This window comes from Maribacter spongiicola (genome assembly GCF_004364165.1).
GTDB classification, from domain to species: Bacteria; Bacteroidota; Bacteroidia; order Flavobacteriales; family Flavobacteriaceae; genus Maribacter; species Maribacter spongiicola.
Window position 1 is genome coordinate 233,420 of the sequence record NZ_SOAY01000011.1, and the last position, 20,195, is coordinate 253,614.

Here is a 20,195-nt window from a genome sequence, read left to right on the forward strand (position 1 = left end):
TTAGTTTTGAAAGTATTGTAGTTCAAACAAGGCATCTAAATAATTGTCAAGCGCATCGAGCGCATCCATTTCGGTGTTTATGGCATCACGTATAATCTGTGTAAATGCAGCATAATCCACCGCACCTTCCTTGTAGGCAAGTAACGCACCCTTACGCTGTTCTTCTGCAAGTGGCAAAGCTTCATCTTTGTAAAATTGCCAAGATGTTTTCCATTTTTGATAGGCTTGTACTGCCTGCTGAAATTCAGATTGCAATTGACGTTGGGTATAGTCCGCATTTGTCTTTGCGATTTCGCTATTGATTTTAGCGGCTTTGGCTTGACTGCGCTGTGTGCCCGAAAACAACGGGACGGAAATCCCTGCCTGATAGGTATAAAACCCACTATCGCCATTGACCTGTTGCAATCCACCTTGAAGGTTTAATTTAGGAAGTAGCTCGGCACGAGCGGCATTATAGTTTGCTTCGGCTTCATCGATGCGCCTTTGTGAAAGTTCCAACTCTGGATGTCTTTCTAAATTCGCACCCAATCCCAATAGAGCCACCTCATTTTCTTCAAGCAAATCTGGTACAGAATAAAAAATGTCTGTTGCCAGCCAGAGATTTAGCTTTTGCAAGGCAATGGCATAATCGCTTTCGGCCTGTTGCAGTTTGTTACTGATTTGCAACGCTTGGTTTTTCGCCGATGAATATTCCAATCTGGAAATGGCTTCTACTTCAAAGTTGAGTTGGATGGCCGTTTCAAACTGTGAATAAATGGAATCCAGCTCGCGGTACAGTTCAAATTTCTGTCGCTGTTGGTATGCCTGCGACCAAGCCTTTTTCACTTCCTGTTCCACTTGCAGTTCAGACAGGTCGAGAGCGGTTTCGGCCAAAGCAATTCGTTGTTTTTGCAGTCGCTTTTTTGTGCCGATACCTAAAAGGTCAATATTCTGCTGCCCTACACCAACCAAAGTGTAAATACCTTGACCATCCGCAATTTCTTCGCCACCCGTAAAAACTTGGGTGTTTCCTAAATCATAAGCAGCGCCTTTGAGTGCAACCTGTCTCTGAATTTCCAACTGTTTTATTTTCAATAAGGGATAGTTTTCCTTGGAAATATCTACTGCTCTTTCCAATGAAACAATTGGTAAAGAATCTTGAGGTTGGACTTGTTGTGCTTTCCCTTCGACTGCGCTCTGGGCAGGCGCGATAGCGGAAGTAAACAAAAGACAGACCACGGCTGTTGCGGTAACAAATTTTGGATTAAATTTCTTCTTCCGTTCCGAACGTTTCTCGACCCATTGGTAAAAGATGGGAAGGATAAATAGCGTCAAGAGTGTTGAAGTTATCAATCCACCTATAACCACAGTTGCCAAGGGTCGCTGCACTTCAGCACCTGCCGAAGCTGATATTGCCATCGGAAGAAATCCTAAAATATCGGTAAAGGCAGTAAGCATAATAGGACGTATTCTACGCTTCGTGCCTTCAATTATTCGGTCTTTTAAATTGGTCACGCCTTCTTCCTTCAACTCATTCAGGCCGCTAATCATTACCAGTCCGTTCAGGACGGCAACACCAAAGAGGACGATAAAGCCGACCCCTGCGGAAATACTGAAAGGCATATCCCGAAGCCATAGTGCGAATACACCGCCAATGGTCGCCATCGGGATGGCCAAGTAAATCATCAAGGTTTGCGGAAAGGATTTTAATGCGAAATAAATCAAAATGAAAATGAGCAGTAAAGCAATGGGGACCACAGTCTGTAATCGCTCGCTTGCTCTTTCGAGATTTTCAAATGCACCACCATACCGAATAAAATAGCCTGGTGGTAATTCAAGATTTGCGTCCAGTTTATCCTTAATCTCGTTGACCAAGGATTCCACATCACGTCCGCGCACATTTACACCTACGTAGGTTCTTCGGTTGGTATTGTCCCGACTGATTTGCATAGGACCAGGTGTGTATTCAATAGCAGCCAGTTCTTGAAGCGGAATCTGTGAGCCATTGGGTAAATTGATGTACAGATTTCTGATGTCGTTGATGTCAGTACGGTTTTCTTCATCGAGTCTAACGACCAAGTCAAAACGCTTTTCGCCTTCAAAAATGACCCCTGCATATCCGCCCGCAAAAGCGGACTGTACCATTGTATTCAGCTGGTCAACACTCACCCCATACTGAGCCAGCTTGTTACGATTGTATTTAATGGTCATTTGGGGCAGTCCAGAAGTTGCTTCTGCCCTCATATCGCCTATACCTTGAGTACCTGCAATGATTTTTGTAATCTCATCCGCTTTTGCAGCAAGCACATCGATATCCTCACCATAAATTTTGATGGCAACATCTTCTCGAATACCCTCTAACAGTTCATTAAAGCGCATTTCGATAGGTTGGGTAAACTCATAATTGACGCCCGGGATAATACTTACCGCTTCCTTCATTTTATCAATAAGTTCATCCTTATCATCGGCAGACACCCATTCGTCTTGGGGTTTTAGAATAACAAATACATCAGCGAAATCCATTGGCATCGGGTCTGTGGGCACTTCGGCCACACCGATACGGCTTACAATTTTCTCAACTTCCGGAAATTCGGCCTTTATGATGCGCTCTACTTTTGTAGTGGTCTCAATCGTTTCGCTAAGTGAACTTCCAGGCTTAAGAATGGTATGAAATGCAATATCGCCTTCATCCAGTTGGGGAATGAATTCGCCACCCATCCTTGTAAACATAAAAACGGTAAGGGCGAATATGGCGATGGCAATTCCCACAATCCATTTCCCTTTGTTTAAGGTCTTGACCAAAAGTGGTTCATACTTCCGCTGTACCCAATGCACGAAATGGTCGCCCCAAGATTTTTTTTCTTTTTTGGGTGGTTTTAAGAATAAGGCAGACATCATTGGAACGTATGTCAGGCAAAGAAACATAGCACCTATCATTGCAAAAATGAATGTGAGCGCCATTGGTTTAAACATTTTGCCCTCAATACCTTCCAATGCCAGTATGGGCAAGAACACAATTAGAATTATCAATTGCCCGAAAAAGGCAGCGTTCATCATCTTTTTTGATGCATTTGCAGCTATCTCATCACGTTTTTCCTTGTTTAAAGACTTCTTTTTTAGGATGTAGCTTCCCATTAAGAATACGCTGGCTTCCACGATAATCACCGCCCCATCCACGATGATGCCAAAATCGATAGCACCTAAACTCATCAAGTTCGCCCAAACATCAAAAACATTCATAAGAATAAAAGCGAACAATAGCGATAAAGGAATAGTCGAAGCCACTATAAGACCACCACGCCAGTTTCCTAAAAGGAAAACAAGTACAAAAATTACAATGAGCGCACCTTCAAGAAGATTGTTGCGTACCGTGCCAGTTGTTTCACTTATAAGTTTACTTCTATCCAATAAGGGCTGAATAACGACCCCTTCAGGAAGGGATTTCTGTATTTCGGCCATACGGTCTTTCACACGTACAATAACCTCGTTTGAGTTCGCCCCTTTGAGCATCATTACAAGACCACCAACGACTTCCCCTTCGCCGTCCTGCGTCAAAGCCCCATAGCGCACGGCAGAACCAAAACCTACATCGGCAACATCACTTATGGTAATGGGCACACCATTCTCATTTTTGATGACGATTTTTTTAATATCATCAAGGCTTCGCACCAAACCTTCGCCACGTATGAAGTTGGCTTGATGGTTTTTCTCAATGTACGCACCACCTGTATTTTTATTGTTCGCTTCCAATGCTTCGAACACATCGGTAATGGTAAGGCCGATTGCCTTTAATTCGTTAGGGTCAACGGCCACCTCATATTGCTTTATTTTTCCGCCTATGGCGTTTATTTCCACAACACCGGGCACCATTGCCATTTGCCGTTGCACAATCCAATCTTGCATTGTACGCAAATCGGACAATGAATATTTGTCCTGAAAATCAGGTTCTACCTTTAGGGTGTACTGATAAACTTCCCCCAAGCCTGTTGAAATTGGTCCCATACTTGGCTGTCCAAAACCTTCTGGGATTTGTTCACGTACTTCTGTTAGTTTTTCAGAAACAAGTTGACGCGGTAGATAGGTGCCCATATCATCGTCAAAAACGACGGTCACTACGGAAAGCCCGAAGCGGGAAACCGAACGGATTTCCTTGACATTGGGCAGGTTGCTCATTGCAACTTCCACGGGATAGGTTACAAATTGCTCAATATCTTCCGTTCCCAGATTGGGCGATTGCGTGATGACCTGTACCTGATTATTGGTAATATCGGGTACGGCATCAATGGGTACTTGGGTCATACTGTATATGCCAGCACCAATCAATGCCAGCGTGAGCAGACCGATTATAAATTTGTTATTGATTGAAAAATCAATGATTTTGTTAATCATAGATAAGGATGTTAATTCAGTTGAAATTCTTGTTAAGCACATTGAATAAAATGCAATGCACAATGTTGACGAATCCAATAGATGGACACGTCAAAACAGGATATAGTTATCCTATTAAAACTGAATTATACCTGTGGTGGCTGAAAAAGGGAATGTGGAATATCTTTACCAAGGTTATCGAAATGGGCAAAGAATTCGTGTGGAATAGCAGGCTGTAGCGGTTGAAACGCAGCAAGCCCGAAATTTATCGTGTGAACGTGGCAACAATGGCATTGACAGAAAGGCGAGCATAACTCACAGTCTTGGTCGTGGTCGCCATCAATATCTATTACTGTAACAACTTGGGAATCATTTTCACTATCATTCATATCGCTACAAGGCACCACATTGAGTGCTAAGAAATAAAACGATAGTATGATTGTTATAACTTTCACGATGCAAAGATAAAAATTTTTCGGTGCAACTGTGTTGCAAATGATTTTTACAACTAATCAATCACACTTCCGCAAGTCAACATTGCATCGCCATAGTATGGATTTCTTATTTCTTCTTCCATACTTAACCATACCGCACCTTTATTGTTATTTGCCATAGGGCATTTCTGAATGTAATAATTTGTCGAGTTTTCTATGCTCATTGCAATAGGCACGATATTCTCGTTTAGAATGACGAAGTGAGCGCGCTGGTTTTCCAGATTATCATTGTTTGCAATGGCATCCAGCATCTCAATACTTTTGGTTAAATGTTGTTTTTCCATCGTACCTAAATCATCAGTCGATATTGTTTTTAATTTTTCTGACGTCGTTTTCGCGAAAGCGGAAACCTGACCAGCATCGCTTGCCACAAAGGCATCTTTCATTTTGAGATACGACGGTAATGCTTCACTAAAGTCAGAACTAAACGCATTACTGAAACTCATTTCCATATCACCCATCATAGCCGATTCATCCTGCATCATTTGCTGATTCATCATTGATTTTTTACCCTGTAACTGTGCCGCTGCATCTACTGTAAATGTTCCATTGGTAACAATTTCATCGCCATTATTTAATCCGGCCGATACTTGGTAAGTTTCGCCAGAGCGATTGCCCAAGGTTACTTCGCGCATTTCAAATACAGGCTCGTTAGGATTGGTTTTCACATATACCAATGAGCGCTCGCCCGTCCATAACACAGCACTTGCAGGCACGGTAAGGGTGTTTTCCATAGTTTGTGTTGCGCCTTTGACTTTACCCGTCACAAACATTCCTGGCTTAAACAGGTCATTCTTATTTTGCAGAGTTGCACGTACCGTTATCGTTCGTGTAGCATTATTTAGAATAGGGTCGATGAATGAGATAGTGCCTTCAAATTCCTTATTGGGATAAGCATTGGTCGTGATATTGATTTTTTGCCCAATGTTGAATTGCGCTATTTGATTTTCATAGGCATCAAATTCTGCCCAAACCGAATTGAGGTTGCTCAACTTCACAATAGGCTGTCCTTGATTTACATAATCGCCTTGTGCTGCCATTACTTCTGAAACCGTTCCGGAAACCGTTGCATAAATCGGGAAGTTCTCACGTACCGTTCCACTTTCCTCAATAGCATTGATTTGTGTATCTGAAAGTTTCCAGTTTTTGAGCTTGTTGCGAACGGCTTTGTATAAAGCGGGTTGCGATTCTTTCAGCGATGCTGCGGTAATCAATTCCTGTTGTGCCGCTACAAGGTCTGGTGCATAAATGGTTGCCAATAGTTGACCACGGTTTAATTGCTGTCCTTCATAGTTAATATTGAGTTGCTCTATCCTTCCTTTAAAATAGCTGGATTGTACGGTATTATTTTCTTCGTTTGCAGCTATTTTTCCCGAAAGCGATATCATCCCATCATCAGCACTGGCTTGTGCATTCCCGACGACTGTGGTTTGGATATTTGCCAACGCCATTGCGTTTTCAGTCATTTTTATCTCGTTTGCAGCGAGACCTTCAGCACCAGCTTCAGCAGGAATTAAGTCCATTCCACATATAGGACAATCGCCAGCTTCTGGTTGCATAATCTGTGGATGCATTGAGCACGTCCACATCTGGTCTGCACTCTCGCCAGAGTGGTCGTGTTGATCGGACATATCGGATATATCCTTATTTGCCATAGTATCACTTGACCCGTTTCCAAAAATGAGCCAGCCTGCGCCCAAACCTATTATTACGGCTATTGCTATATATAAAATGTTCTTGTTCATAATTTTATTTTTCGTTCTCTAAACGTTCAATCATTTCTTTCATTTCGGCGATTTCCCTACGTTGCGCTTTAATGATTTCTTCAGCTAATTTTTTGACTTCAGGGTCTTCAATATCTGCCCGTTCACTTGTTAAAATGGCGATGGAATGGTGTGGTATCATTGCTTTCATCCAAAGTACATCGCCCACGGTTGACTTTTGATCACGTACCAGTCCTAATGCTCCCAAAAACAATATAACACTACCTGCGAGAATTGCAATATTCTTTTTCTTGTCTTGATACATATTCAACATAAATAACAACATAATAACAGCCATAGTAGCTATTCCTAAACACACCATATAAAATCGTGTAAGACTGAACCAAACGTGGTCAAACTCGTAGGTATTTAAATACATTGTGATGTACATTGCTATAAATGATGACCCTAGCATAAGGAAGAATTTAGTGTATTGGCTCATTCCTTTGTTCTTGTTTTCGTGTTCGTTTGAATTCATAATTTTTGGTTTTATTTGTTACTAATTATTTGATTTTCTTTTTTAGTTTTCTGATTGATGGGGAACTGATATACCACAAAACGAAACCGCTTAAGACAGTTATCAATCCCAAAAGTGAAAATGCCCTTAACAACAACGTATTGAAATTATCCCTTCCCTGATAATCCATTGTATGGGTCATCCATAGAAAATCAAACCAGCGCCAATCCCTGTGTCTCACCGTTTGAAAAGCGCCATTCTCAACCGCCACATAGGCTTTTAAATTTTGTGGTGTCTCATACGAGATTTCATAAGCTGGAAGTGGGCGACCACGATATTCGTGATGAGACCCTACAGAATCGACTAATTGAATTTTTGCTATTTCTAAATCGTTCAACATATACCTATTTGCAACTTGTTGTGCCTCTTCTTTAGAAATTCCATTTTTCATTTGTCCCGTTCTTGCATTGTAAAGCTGTGCTTCATTAATCCAATAGTAAGGTTCATTTGCTATTTCCAGTAGTTCCAAAGATTGTACGGGTTCATTTGTTGCAAGTTGAGATGTGCCGAGCAAATCATTAAAAGAGGTCTGCATAGGCGCTACTTTCTTAAAATGGTCACCGTGTATCTCGTCGATATCAGTCCAGCTGAAATACATCCCGCTAATCGTCCACATCAGAAACTGAATCCCTAAAAAGATACCCAAATAGCGGTGTGCTTTTCTAATCCATTTCGCTGTTTTTCTGTTGACCATATTATTTTATTTCGAAAGGGAATTCAATAGTGACTTTTTCCCAACTCATTGAGATTGTTCCGGAAGTCTCAGTTGTTTTATCTACTTTATACTCTAAATGTTCCTTGATTTCTTCAGAAGTTTTAGGTGTCACTTTAAACCGTAATACATCATCTTTTTCAGTATAGTCATCCTTACCGTGTTGGTTCCAATTCCTATTAAAAATGACAGTCCATTCTTTTTGATTCGGGATAACAAAAAATCCATATTTCCCAGCTTTCAATTCTTTACCGTCAATTTCTAAATCCTTATTTGTTTCAAGCCAAGTAGCCATATGGGCACCAGCCTGCCAGACTTGGTCATAAGCCAACAGTCCACCGAAAATAATTCTATCCCTTACACCTGGCGACGAATAATCTATATGGATATGTGCATCGCCTATCATCGCCATTGCCGATGTATGTGGACTTAGAGTTTTTTTATTATCAGACTTAGGTTCACTTTGGGTATGATTGTGTTCTGTCTCTATTTCTGAATTGTTCTTTCCTTCGTTTTTACATCCGCTGACAGCAACTACCAATAGGATTATCAAAATTTTATATTTCATAAGTATTCAATTAGTTAGTTTATATGTTTTTACTTTTTAGACGTAATGAGTTAGCAATTACCGAAACCGAACTGAAGCTCATTGCCAAAGCCGCAATCATTGGCGATAAGAGTATTCCGAAAAACGGGTACAGTAGTCCTGCTGCAATCGGGATACCCAGCGTGTTATAAATCATTGCAAAAAAGAGGTTTTGTTTGATATTGCGCATTACTGCATCACTTAGGTTTCTTGCCTTTACGATACCGTGTAAATCGCCTTTCACCAAGGTAATGGCTGCACTTTCAATGGCAACATCCGTACCTGTTCCCATTGCAATGCCTACATCACTTTTAGCGAGTGCAGGTGCATCGTTTATTCCGTCGCCTGCCATTGCAACCACCTTGCCTTGCTCTTGTAATTTCTCGACTTCCTGTAATTTGTTTTCCGGTAGCATACTTGCTTGAAAATCGGCAAGGTTAAGTTCATCTGCGACAGCTTGGGCTGTATCGTGATTATCACCAGTAAGCATAATGACTGCAATTCCCTTATCCTGCAAATCCTTAATAGCTTTTGCACTCGTTTCCTTGATTTTGTCGCCGATAACGACGTAGCCGGTAACTTGACCTTCAACAGCGAGATAGGAAACCGTTTTCCCTTGTTTTTGGTAGGATTGTGCCTCTTCTTCCATAGCATCGAAAACTGTAGCATTGGCCATTTCCATCATTTTAGCATTACCCAAGGCGACTTCTTTTCCGTTCACTTTACCTTCAACGCCTTTTCCAGTAACTGCGTTGAATCCATCTGCTTTTAAAAACTCTGCGTTTTGTTCTTTGCCATATTTTACGGTGGCTTCTGCGAGCGGATGTTCACTTTGGCTGTTAAGGGAAACAATAAATTGTAGCACTTCGTTATCAGTTATTCCACTATCAAAAGAACCTACCTTCTCTACCGTTGGTTTGCCTTCGGTAATCGTTCCGGTCTTATCGACTATTAAGCTATCTACCTTATCCATTTTTTCAAGGGCTTCGGCATTTTTGATAAGTACGCCATTTTGTGCGCCTTTACCAACACCGACCATAACAGACATTGGTGTCGCAAGCCCCAAAGCACACGGACAGGCAATAATCAATACGGCAATGGCATTTACCAAAGCATAGACATAAGCGGGTTCTGGACCCCAAATTGCCCAAACGCCAAATGTAACAGCAGCGATTATAACAACGATTGGCACAAAATATCCCGAAACGGTATCTGCCAACTTTTGGATGGGCGCACGGCTACGACTGGCATCGTTGACCATCTGTATAATCTGTGATAACAATGTGTCAGACCCAACCTTTTCAGCTTTCATCAAGAAGGACTGATTGCCATTGATTGTGCCACTACTTACCTTATCATCGGTAGATTTGTTAACGGGAATGGGTTCGCCAGTAATCATCGATTCATCGATGGAAGTTTCGCCTTCGGTAATTACACCATCTACGGGAATCTTATCACCCGGCTTCACACGTAGGATATCGCCCAATTCGATTTCATCGATGGCAACTTCCTGTTCTTCGCCGTTCAAGACCTTGATGGCCTTATTCGGCGCAAGCTTTAAAAGTTCTTTGACTGCTGAATTGGTCTTGCTATGTGCACGGGCTTCGAGGACTTGACCAAGCAATACCAGGGTTAGAATCACCGTTGCCGCTTCAAAATAAACGTGAACTGTACCTGCTTCGGTCTTGAATTGGTCAGGGAAAAAATCGGGCACCAGCATCCCGAACACACTAAAAAGCCAAGCAACGCCTGCACCAATACCGATAAGCGTGAACATATTGAGGTTCCACGTTTTGATACTTCGGTAAGCACGCTCGAAAAACATCCAAGTGGCGTAGAAAACTACGGGAATGGAAAGCGCAAATTGAATCCAGTTCCAATATTTCAGTTCCAAAATGTCGTAAAGTGGATTATTGGTCAGCATTTCGGACATTGCAATGATGAAAATGGGCAATGTGAAGGCGACTGCTATCCAGAACTTTTTAAGCAGTTTTTTATAGGTTTTTTCTTCTGCGGATAAATCGGGTTCCATCGGAACCAAATCCATTCCGCAAATGGGACAGCTTCCCGGTTCGTCTCTTACGATTTCGGGATGCATCGGGCAGGTATATTGCGTTTCAGAAGTAGCCGTTAGGTTAACTTCTTCAACCAAATCCATTCCACAAACAGGACAGTCGCCTGGTTTGTCGTAAGTCTTGTCGCCCTCGCAATGCATCGGACAATAAAATGTTCCCGTTCCTTTGCCTTTGGGTTTCTCAACTTTCTTCTTATCGTGGGTATGATGATGTTCGCCATTCTGATGGATACTGTATCGCCCACCGTCCGCTTTTAGAGTATCTTGAAATTTCTCGATGGGAATATGGGATTCCATTTCTATTGTCGCTTCAGCTTTTTCTAAATTGACAGCCACATTGATAACACCTTCAACTTTAGAGAGCGTTTCTTCTACGTGCGTTCTACAACCATTGCAGGTCATTCCGTGTATGTGATAGGTGTGTTTCATTTAATTTTTAAATTATGCCTGACAAGGGAAGAGCTACTAACTAACCAACCATCAACTTGCACTTCCCGTATCAGGACTTTATTCCAAACTGTCTTTTAACGCTGTTATATAATCTATTATCATCCTCTTATCTTCATCTGAAAGAATTGCATCCCTGTGAATGAGTGTGTAACTATCCATCGGCATTTCGCCGCTTTCTATTTGTTTTATAATGGAACGCAACTTGCTGTTTTTCCGTCGACTGGAATAGGTGTCCCATTCATTAAAATTAAGTTCGTCCTTACCTGCTTGTATGTGGTCTTCCAGATACCAAGCCGCAGGCTGTATCTTACTATACCACGGATAATCTGTATTATTACTGTGGCAATCATAGCAAGAAACCTGCAACTGATTTTTTATCGTTGCAGGCACTTGATTTTCGACCATAAAATCACTTTGTGGTACAGCATCACTTTCGTTCAGGGTTATTGGAAAGAACTGAATCACTATCAATGCCACAAGGGCAAGCCACGCTATGATTTTTAAAAACTTCAATTAGTTGATTTCTCGTTGGACCTTTCCGCATCGTAACATTGAACTACCATAATAAGGATTCAACACATTTTCTTCTTTGCTCAACCACGCAGTTCCACCATCATACATAGGGCAATATTGCTCATAAAGTTTCACTTGTGTTCCAGTGATTGCCACCATATCGGTTACATCCTTACTTAATATCTTAAAATGTTCACGCTGATGCTTGATGTCACTTTCTGAAATGTGTTCTGCGTGTTCTGTGGCATCTTCGATAATGTCATTTAATTCTGATTTTTCATTATCGGAATAGTTTGAGGCATCAAAAGATTTAAGAGATTGAGCCAATGTATTTCCCAATTCTTTCGCCTTGCCATTATCATCGCCTACAAGCGCATCTTTTAAATTGAAATAATCCTTCAGGATTGCTTCTGCTTTTGCATCTTGGTTGTCATTCATCGCCATATCCTTTTTGTCATCCATAGACTCTTGGTGCATCTCGCTGCTCATAGGTGCAGTAGATTCATTTTTGTTTCCATCTTTACAGGAAACCGTTAGTACCATTGTGGCAGCAAGTGCCATTATACCTATTGTTCTTTTTACTGTTTTCATCTTGTTTATTTTAAATTGTTAATTATTAAAATCGGGCTAAAAGGCCGCCACCCCAGCCATATCGGTTATTGTAATTTGCCTGTAACGAAAAGTTTCGGGATAGGATATATGAGGCTCCCACAAGCCATTGCGTTTCCCCCTGATAGGATGTGTCTCCAATATCGTTCACCCAACCAAAGTCAGCTCGGTATTCGTATTCGCCTTCCAGAAAAATTCTCGGAAAAATCAAGAATTCCCTGTCCAGACGAATTCTTGGCTTTAGTTGGTGGTCCATACTGACATCCACATTAAAACGGTACGGGGTAAAGTATTTTACACCCACCAAACCTACTGTATTGAAGGTATCATAAGAATCGGGTGTTGAAGTTTCTGTATTTACCCCAACATAAAGGCGCACCCAATCATTCAGGTATCTGTTATAATTTACTTCGGCTTCAAGATTTTTGTCATAATCAAACTCTGCCCTTAAACCAAAGCCATTTCGGATATTGCTTGACATCAAAAAGAGTTCATTAAAATTTGAGCCCAAGCGTGCCATTCCCCACGAATAATAATGGTCTGTTTCATTGATAAGTTTCTGCATTGGATAATCTCTCATTCTTTCGTCCCTTGGCGTACCGTAACTAAACACACGGGCCATACCACCCATCATATGATATAATACGTGGCAATGAAAGAACCAATCGCCATATTCTTCGTTATAGAATTCTATGACCACCTTCTGCATTGGTGGTACATTGACGGTATGTTTTAATGGGGAACGTTCGCCATTTTCATTGATGACCCTAAAGTAATGTCCGTGCAAGTGCATTGGATGGTGCATCATCGTGAGGTTATTAAGTGTAATTCTGGTTACTTCACCTCCTTTTATATTAATTTTGTCGGTTTCTGATAATGGCACGCCGTTCATACTCCAAACATAGCGTTGCATATTGCCGGTTAGGTTCAACAGGATGTCGTTTACTGGCAAATCATCTTTATAAGTAGTATTCTCTTTTGCTTTTAAAAAATCATAATTAAAATAGGTTTTACGAGTTTCGTAATCAAATGAGGAAGAATCCTTCTGCATCTTTGACATATCTTGCTGCATATGGTCTTTCATTTTATCTGAATCTCCTTTGTGATTCATTGCCATTGTATCCATTTTCATTCCCATTGCATCATCCATCTTCATATCCATCTGGTCATTCATTTTGCCATCATTCATCGACATCTTATTGTTCATCCCCATTTTCATCTCATCGTCCTTCATATTCATCTTCATTCCATACTTCTGCATTAAAACTTCAGGTGTATTCTTTTTTTTGTTTCCTACCATTGCAGGTGCACCCATTTTCATACCCATTTTGGCCATTTGCTTCATCATCGCTACCTTATTAGGCCTATCAATTCTTTTGGCTGGATAGAGAGTGCCATTACCTAATTGTATAGAAGTATGACCAGAGCCATCTTGAGCCGTAGCGGTAACCTCTAAAATACCTTCGGGAATAGTAACGATAACATCATAAGTCTCAGCTATACCAAAGAGAAATCTGCTTTTAGAAACGGGCTGCACATCAACACCGTCACTTGCAACTAACAATGGATTACCACCACCGAAATCTACCCAGTAGTAAGTAGAAGCCGAGGCATTAATAAAGCGAAGACGTACTTTTTCTCCTGGTTTAAATTCTGGATATTCTGCAACTTTTTTACCATTGGATAAAAACGCTGGATAATAGACGTCTGCAATATCCGCACCTTCCATTCTATCGCGCCAAAATTTGAACTGTGCTCCCAAGGCACCTTCTTTTATGACTCTACTTAATGGTACTGCTGTACCTTTTTTAACCTGGTACCACTCATTACCTCTTTTAAGGTTGCGCAAAACGTTCATTGGTTTTTCGTTTGTCCAATCAGATAACACTACAACCAAATCTTTGTCATAATCCAATGTTTTTTCTTTTGGCTGAATGACTATAGAACCATAAACTCCCTTTTGCTCCTGTAGCATTGTATGGGAATGGTACCAATAGGTTCCTGATTGATTAATAGGAATTCTATATTGAAATGTTGTACCGGGCTTTATTGGCGGTGTTGTTAAATACGGTACGCCATCATAAAAGTTGGGAAGTATCAACCCGTGCCAGTGTACTGAGGTTTCTTCATCCATTTTATTGGTTACATTAATGATGGCAAGGTCGCCTTCGTTAAATTCCAAAACCGGTCCAGGAATACTACCATTGATAATCATTCCTTTAGCAGTTACACCAGCGAGAGTCATTTCGTTTTCTTCAATAGTAAGGTTATACTCCTTAACAGCTCTTCCTTCTTCTTCTCTATCTTGTCCATTAGTTCCCACTTGAGCAAATACAGTAGAAGAAAACAGCAGTAATGTGATAATTCTTAGTTTTCTCATAGTTTTTGTTTAACAAAGATATTATTGGCATTCAGTTTGTCGTGTTATAATTCTGGTTCATATCTATATAATCTTGTCTAAAGGATTTCTAAAATTTTTATGCCCATCCTTATAATCGCTAAGGCTCATTCCTGTCTCACTTTTAAACTGTTTGCTTAGATGATTGACATTGCTGTAATCGAGCAATTGGCTTATTTTTGTGAAATTATAATCGGGTGTTTGGATAAGTTCCTTGACCTTTTCTATCTTCAGTTTGATGAAATATTTTTCAATAGTGATGCCCTCGGTAATGGAAAACACCTTGCTGATTTTTGAATAGTCCTTTTGCAATTTATCCGCAAGAAAATCTGATAGCTTCCCATCAATATCAAGCGGCATTACATTCAACAACTTTATCAATTCAATTTTTACTTGCTCGGTCAATTTATCCTCGGTAGAAGCGATGAGTGCAAATCCATTTCTTTTTAAAATTTCGGTAAGTATGCTCAATTGTTCTTTTTCATTCATATCTAATCGAAGCCTACCCAACTCAATATCCAACAGACTAATGTTAGCCTTAAACAGTTCATCTTTTAAGACCTTGATACATCTATCACAAACCATATTTTTTATGTAAAAATCCTTGACCATAACTAGTTGATTAAATAGTTGATTATGGCCGATTGCACATAGTACCCTTTTACCGACTCGATTTGATTCATTTGAAACTTCAATTGCAATTCTTGAATGTCCAGGACATCATTAAAATCGATAGTGCCTGTCTCGTAATTTTTGACCAGAATTTCTTCGGCATCTTGAGCTTGTTTTAGATTGCGTTCTTGTGTGTTGTAAGCAATGCGAGCTTGGTTGCGTTGTGATTGCGCTTTCGCGAAAGCGGATTCCAGCACATTCAATCGCTGTTCCCTTTGAGTCTCTATTTCCTGTTGTCGCAGTTCATTTTGCCTTGAAATGGATTTGTAACGGTTGTTGAAAATGGGTATGGACACCGATACCATAGGCATCAATACATCTTTCCCATTATCGCTGAAGTTGACATCGCTGCGTTCCGTTACGGGCAGGTAGTCCACACCAAAACCAATCATAGGCAAATTCTCTCGCTGGTTGAGCAGTTCAGATTGTGCCACCGATTCATAGAGTTTGTCATATTTGAGCAGTTCGGGATTGAGTGATAGCGCTTGATTGTCGTAAAAAGGGGCTTCCTGCGGGATTTCCATTTCGGGAACAACGATAACCGTCATCATTGATTCGCGGTTGAGCAAATTGTTAAAAGCCGTTTGTTCTGCTGTAAATTCTTCTTCCAGCACTTCCTTTTGTTGTTGTAATTCATTTTGTCTAATCTGAAGTCGCAATACATCTACAGCACTCGCTTTGCCCACTTCTACAGATGTGAGTGCAAGTCGTTCATAGGTTTCCAGTAATTGTATGTTCTCATCCAGCACAGCTTGCTTGGCTCTTATAGCATAAAGTCGATAATACGATTGTGCGACCGAAAGTGCGAGCTTGCGCTTTGCAATCGTGATGTCCACATATTCGGCATCTGCCATTGCGATGGCATAATTTTCACGAGCGGTAATGGTGCCAAACCACGGCAACATCTGTTTTACGCCTATTCGTGCACGCTGTGCGCCCACTCTGGTTTCTGGCTCGCTCACAAAATAGCCAGCACTTACTTCGGTATTGGGAATCCAGTTGGCTTCGTTTACCTTTTCTTCGGCGATGCTGTATCGCAATTCAAAGGCTTGAATTTCTGGATTGTTGGCTTCGGCTTCCTGAATGTAGGTTTGTAATTGTTGCGCCTGCCCGCCGATTCCGACAAGAAGTAACGCTAAAAACACGAAGACGTTCAGGTGGGCTTTCGCACTTCGTCTTCGCTCAGTATGAACTTCAGCAGAAACAAACAAAAACACCAGTATATATTTTAATTTCTTCATCTGTTTGCTTTTTTAAGTTGGTATTCCTTTTTCCAGCTGTATAAAACTGGTAATAGGAAATAAGACGTAACGTCGATTATCATTCCGCCAAAAATGGGAATTGCCATCGGTATCATTATATCGCTTCCCTTGCCTGTAGATGTGAGTACGGGAAGTAAAGCAAGCACCGTCGTTACGGTAGTCATCAAACACGGACGGATACGTTTACCTGCGGCTTCCAAAGTGGCGAGACGAATGCCCTTTTTATTGTCTGGTTCGTTGCTTTTGAAAGATTGGTCTAAATAGGTGGCCATAACGACACCATCATCCGTTGCAATACCGAACAGGGCAATAAATCCTACCCAAACGGCCACACTTAAATTGATGGTTTTCATATTGAACAAATCCCGTAGATTTTCGCCGAAAAAACTGAAGTTGAAAAACCAATCTTGCCCGTACAGCCATATCATTATAAAGCCACCTGCAAAAGCTACGGCAATGGCAGTAAACACCATAAGCGATGTAGAAACCGACCTGAACTGGAAATACAAAATCAAGAAAATCACGAGCAAACAAAGCGGTACGACAACCGACAGCGTTTTTTCTGCCCGTAACTGATTTTCATACGTTCCCGTAAAGCGATAGCTCACGCCCTGTGGTACGACCAACGAACCGTTATCAATATTTTCTTGTATTAAGGCTTGGGCATTTTCCACCACATCCACTTCGGCAAAGCCGTCGAGCTTGTCAAACAGCACGTAGCCAATTAGAAAAGTGTCTTCGCTCTTAATAACTTGTGGACCTTGTTCGTATCGAATTTCAACCAATTCGCCCAGCGGTACGGGACTTCCTTTTTCAACTGGAACATAGATATTACGCAAGTCATCTGGATTTGCCCGTAATTCTCGTGGATACCGAACCCGAACGGCATAGCGTTCACGACCTTCCACGGTTTGTGTGAGTGGCATACCGCCTACAGCCACTTGAAGAATTTCCTGCACGTCCATTATAGACACGCCATATCGAGCCAATTGGTCTCGCTTAATATCTATGAGCAAGTACGGTTTACCCACGATACGGTCTGCAAAAACAGCTTGTTCCTTAACGCCTTCGGCTTGTTTGAGAATGTCTTCCAATTCCAGTCCAAAATTTTCTATCGATTTTAAATCGGGACCTTTTACCTTGATGCCCATAGGTGCCCGCATTCCCGTTTGTAGCATTACCAGTCGAGTTTCGATGGGTTGCAACTTGGGTGCCGATGTCACGCCTGGCAATTTGGTCACTCGAACTATCTCGTTCCAAATATCATCTGGACTTTCAATGTCCGGTCGCCAGTTTCGGTAGTACTCGCCATCTTCATCTTCAATCAAATCATTGCGCGTGGCAGTAGTCTTGAGCGATGCTTCGTCATAGTTTGCATCTTCATCTATCTCATTATTCGGGTTGATGATAAATTTGTCGTTCTTCAGTACAAATAATCCATCCTCATTGAATTTGTAGCGTTGTCGCTCGCCAGAACTATTCCGCATATATTCAGATTTATACTGAATGACATTCTCATACATCGATAACGGGGCAGGGTCGAGTGCGCTTTCGGTTCTTCCCGCTTTTCCCACCACGGTTTCGATTTCTGGAATGCTTGCCACCGCCATATCGAGCTGTTGCAATACACGCTTGTTTTCTTCTACACCTGCGTGTGGTAGGGATGTAGGCATCAAAAGAAATGAACCTTCATTCAGCGCTGGCATAAACTCTTTGCCCGTATTGCGCATTATGATAATACCCAACGTGAGCACCGTAACCGGAACGATTAAGAATAGATATCGATTCTGAAGTGCCCATCGCAAAATACGTTCATAGTATATCCTGAAAATCGAGAACACACCGAGCAGTCCAAAACAGATAATGAAAACAAATATTAGGTTCATCACAATGCTTCGGTCAAAGCCCAATGGTCGCCAGTATTCTGCTAATAAAACGACGATGGCAACAGATGAAATGATAATGTCAAGCAGGTTTTTGCGCTTTTTGGAAAGCGTGCCACGCATCTTCAAGAACGATGTGATGGCAAAGGCGATAAGAATTAGTCCTAACCAATAACCGTAAACGATAGCGAGAATTCCCAATAAAACAAGCAAGCCATTAATGGCATACTGTGTACGTTCTCGCACACTCGTCTTACGGAAAAGAAATGCCGCAATGGGCGGAATGAGAAACAACGCAATGATGAGCGAAGCTGTAAGTGCCATTGTTTTGGTAAAGGCAAGCGGACGAAACAGTTTTCCTTCGGCACCTATCATTGTAAATACGGGTAGGAAACTGATAATGGTCGTCAGGACAGCTGTTAGGATAGCACCAGAAACTTCGGCAGTTGCGTTGTAGATGATTTCGTTTGTGGTGTATTCCTTACCATTTTCATTAAGGCGAAGCTTTTCATCTTCCAAGTGCCGTATCATATTTTCAGCAAGTATCACGCCCACGTCCACCATTGTACCGATGGCAATGGCAATACCGGAAAGTGCGACGATGTTTGCATCTACATTAAAGAGCTTCATCGTGATAAAAACCATCAAAACAGCTACGGGCAATAATCCTGAAATAAGGATGGATGCACGTAGATTGAACACCATAATGATAATAACTAAAATGGTAATCAAGATTTCCAAAGTCAAAGCTTCGTTGAGCGTGCCCAGCGTTTCTTGTATGAGTTCGGTACGGTCGTAAAATGGCACGATGGTTACTTGTGAGGTGCGACCATCTGATAAAATTTTTGTGGGAAGTCCAGAACTAATTTCAGCGATTTGAGCCTTGACATTATTAATAACTTCCAACGGATTTGCGCCATAGCGAGCGACTACAACACCACCTACAACTTCGGCACCTTCCTTATCGAGAATGCCACGTCTGGCAGCAGGTCCCAAATGAACGTTTGCTACGTCTTTAATGCGGATGGAAGTAAAGTTTTCTGAATTTACTACAGCATCTTCGATATCTGCTATGGACTTGACGTAGCCCAATCCGCGCACGAGATATTCCGCTTGATTGATTTCGAGGGTTTGTGCGCCTATGTCTTGATTGCTCTGCTTTACAGCTTTGACCACATCGCCCATACTCACATTGTATTGGCGCATTTTTTCTGGGTCGATATCCACTTGATATTCCTGAACATAGCCACCTATGGAAGCTACTTCAGAAACACCGCTTGCAGATGATAAACCGTACTTTACATAATAATCCTGAATGCTACGCAATTCCTGTAAATCCCAACCGCCTGTTACCTTGCCGTCTTTATCGCGACCTTCCAGCGTGTACCAAAATATCTGCCCGAGTCCTGTGGCATCTGGCCCAAGAGATGGATTGACACCATCGGGCAAAAGGTTTGCAGGAAGTGAGTTCAGTTTTTCGAGTATGCGACTGCGCGACCAGTAGAACTCGATATCTTCTTCAAAAATGATGTAGATGCTGGAAAACCCAAACATAGAAGAACTACGAATGGTTTTTACGCCTGGAATACCCAAAAGGGAAGTGGTAAGCGGATATGTGATTTGGTCTTCAATATCCTGCGGCGAGCGACCTTGCCACTTTGTAAAAACAATTTGTTGGTTCTCGCCAATGTCAGGTATGGCATCTACTGCAACTGGGTCTGTGGGCAGAAAGCCAGTTTCCCAATTAAAAGGCGCATTGACCACGCCCCAACCCACAAATAGGGCAAGTAGTAGAACGGCAACAAGTTTGTTTTCTATGAGAAATTTAATGCTCTTATTTAGCATAGCATTTTGATTATTAGATAATTGGAATTACGTGCTGCAAAAAATGACAAACACGAGTTTTAGCCCACTA

13 protein-coding genes are annotated in these 20,195 nt (G+C 41.5%); all 13 read right to left on the reverse strand.

Annotation, left to right across the window (positions count from 1 at the left end):
* The 13 genes from CLV90_RS09220 to CLV90_RS09280 all read right to left on the reverse strand — a co-directional run bounded on the left by CLV90_RS09220 (window position 1) and on the right by CLV90_RS09280 (window position 20,125).
* Window positions 1-4,368, reverse strand: a complete 4,368-nt coding sequence (locus tag CLV90_RS09220) for a CusA/CzcA family heavy metal efflux RND transporter (protein ID WP_116772174.1) — start codon at window positions 4,366-4,368, stop codon at window positions 1-3.
* 125 nt (window positions 4,369-4,493) lie between these two features.
* Entirely contained in the window at window positions 4,494-4,802 is a 309-nt protein-coding gene (locus tag CLV90_RS19585) for a DUF6660 family protein (protein ID WP_116772175.1), read from the reverse strand.
* 53 nt (window positions 4,803-4,855) lie between these two features.
* Window positions 4,856-6,586, reverse strand: a complete 1,731-nt coding sequence (locus CLV90_RS09230) for an efflux RND transporter periplasmic adaptor subunit (protein ID WP_133687204.1) — start codon at window positions 6,584-6,586, stop codon at window positions 4,856-4,858.
* A gap of 4 nt (window positions 6,587-6,590) precedes the next feature.
* Window positions 6,591-7,082 carry a DUF305 domain-containing protein gene (locus CLV90_RS09235; protein WP_208295117.1) on the reverse strand — a complete coding sequence of 164 codons (492 nt, stop codon included), beginning with the start codon at window positions 7,080-7,082 and terminating at the stop codon, window positions 6,591-6,593.
* Window positions 7,083-7,107: 25 nt separating this feature from the next.
* A complete protein-coding gene (locus CLV90_RS09240; protein WP_133687205.1) occupies window positions 7,108-7,815 on the reverse strand; it encodes a PepSY domain-containing protein in 708 nt (235 codons plus the stop codon).
* Window position 7,816: 1 nt separating this feature from the next.
* The gene (locus CLV90_RS09245) at window positions 7,817-8,401 is read right to left on the reverse strand and encodes a DUF2911 domain-containing protein (protein ID WP_133687206.1); all 585 of its coding nucleotides are present in this window, start codon (window positions 8,399-8,401) and stop codon (window positions 7,817-7,819) included.
* A gap of 19 nt (window positions 8,402-8,420) precedes the next feature.
* Window positions 8,421-10,922 carry a heavy metal translocating P-type ATPase gene (locus CLV90_RS09250; RefSeq protein ID WP_133687207.1) on the reverse strand — a complete coding sequence of 834 codons (2,502 nt, stop codon included), beginning with the start codon at window positions 10,920-10,922 and terminating at the stop codon, window positions 8,421-8,423.
* 78 nt (window positions 10,923-11,000) lie between these two features.
* Window positions 11,001-11,456 carry a heme-binding domain-containing protein gene (locus tag CLV90_RS09255; RefSeq protein WP_133687208.1) on the reverse strand — a complete coding sequence of 152 codons (456 nt, stop codon included), beginning with the start codon at window positions 11,454-11,456 and terminating at the stop codon, window positions 11,001-11,003.
* Window positions 11,457-12,047, reverse strand: a complete 591-nt coding sequence (locus tag CLV90_RS09260) for a DUF3347 domain-containing protein (RefSeq protein ID WP_133687209.1) — start codon at window positions 12,045-12,047, stop codon at window positions 11,457-11,459.
* A gap of 25 nt (window positions 12,048-12,072) precedes the next feature.
* Entirely contained in the window at window positions 12,073-14,445 is a 2,373-nt protein-coding gene (locus CLV90_RS09265) for a multicopper oxidase domain-containing protein (RefSeq protein ID WP_133687210.1), read from the reverse strand.
* 63 nt (window positions 14,446-14,508) lie between these two features.
* On the reverse strand, window positions 14,509-15,075 hold the full coding sequence (locus CLV90_RS09270) for a helix-turn-helix domain-containing protein (RefSeq protein ID WP_133687211.1): 567 nt from the start codon (window positions 15,073-15,075) through the stop codon (window positions 14,509-14,511).
* A 2-nt stretch (window positions 15,076-15,077) separates the two neighbouring features.
* A complete protein-coding gene (locus CLV90_RS09275) occupies window positions 15,078-16,376 on the reverse strand; it encodes a TolC family protein (RefSeq protein WP_243835335.1) in 1,299 nt (432 codons plus the stop codon).
* Window positions 16,373-20,125, reverse strand: a complete 3,753-nt coding sequence (locus tag CLV90_RS09280) for an efflux RND transporter permease subunit (protein ID WP_133687212.1) — start codon at window positions 20,123-20,125, stop codon at window positions 16,373-16,375. Before CLV90_RS09280 ends, CLV90_RS09275 begins: the two co-directional genes overlap by 4 nt.
* Window positions 20,126-20,195 lie beyond the last annotated feature (70 nt).

Excerpts from the sequence above, each read along its gene's own strand:
- CLV90_RS09280 (WP_133687212.1), bottom strand. The coding sequence starts at position 20,125 with ATGCTAAATAAGAGCATTAAATTTCTCATAGAAAACAAACTTGTTGCC.
- CLV90_RS09235 (WP_208295117.1), bottom strand. The coding sequence starts at position 7,082 with ATGAATTCAAACGAACACGAAAACAAGAACAAAGGAATGAGCCAATAC.
- CLV90_RS09220 (WP_116772174.1), bottom strand. The coding sequence starts at position 4,368 with ATGATTAACAAAATCATTGATTTTTCAATCAATAACAAATTTATAATC.
- CLV90_RS09230 (WP_133687204.1), bottom strand. The coding sequence starts at position 6,586 with ATGAACAAGAACATTTTATATATAGCAATAGCCGTAATAATAGGTTTG.
- CLV90_RS09245 (WP_133687206.1), bottom strand. The coding sequence starts at position 8,401 with ATGAAATATAAAATTTTGATAATCCTATTGGTAGTTGCTGTCAGCGGA.
- CLV90_RS09250 (WP_133687207.1), bottom strand. The coding sequence starts at position 10,922 with ATGAAACACACCTATCACATACACGGAATGACCTGCAATGGTTGTAGA.
- CLV90_RS09240 (WP_133687205.1), bottom strand. The coding sequence starts at position 7,815 with ATGGTCAACAGAAAAACAGCGAAATGGATTAGAAAAGCACACCGCTAT.
- CLV90_RS09260 (WP_133687209.1), bottom strand. The coding sequence starts at position 12,047 with ATGAAAACAGTAAAAAGAACAATAGGTATAATGGCACTTGCTGCCACA.
- CLV90_RS09265 (WP_133687210.1), bottom strand. The coding sequence starts at position 14,445 with ATGAGAAAACTAAGAATTATCACATTACTGCTGTTTTCTTCTACTGTA.
- CLV90_RS09270 (WP_133687211.1), bottom strand. The coding sequence starts at position 15,075 with ATGGTCAAGGATTTTTACATAAAAAATATGGTTTGTGATAGATGTATC.
- CLV90_RS09275 (WP_243835335.1), bottom strand. The coding sequence starts at position 16,376 with ATGAAGAAATTAAAATATATACTGGTGTTTTTGTTTGTTTCTGCTGAA.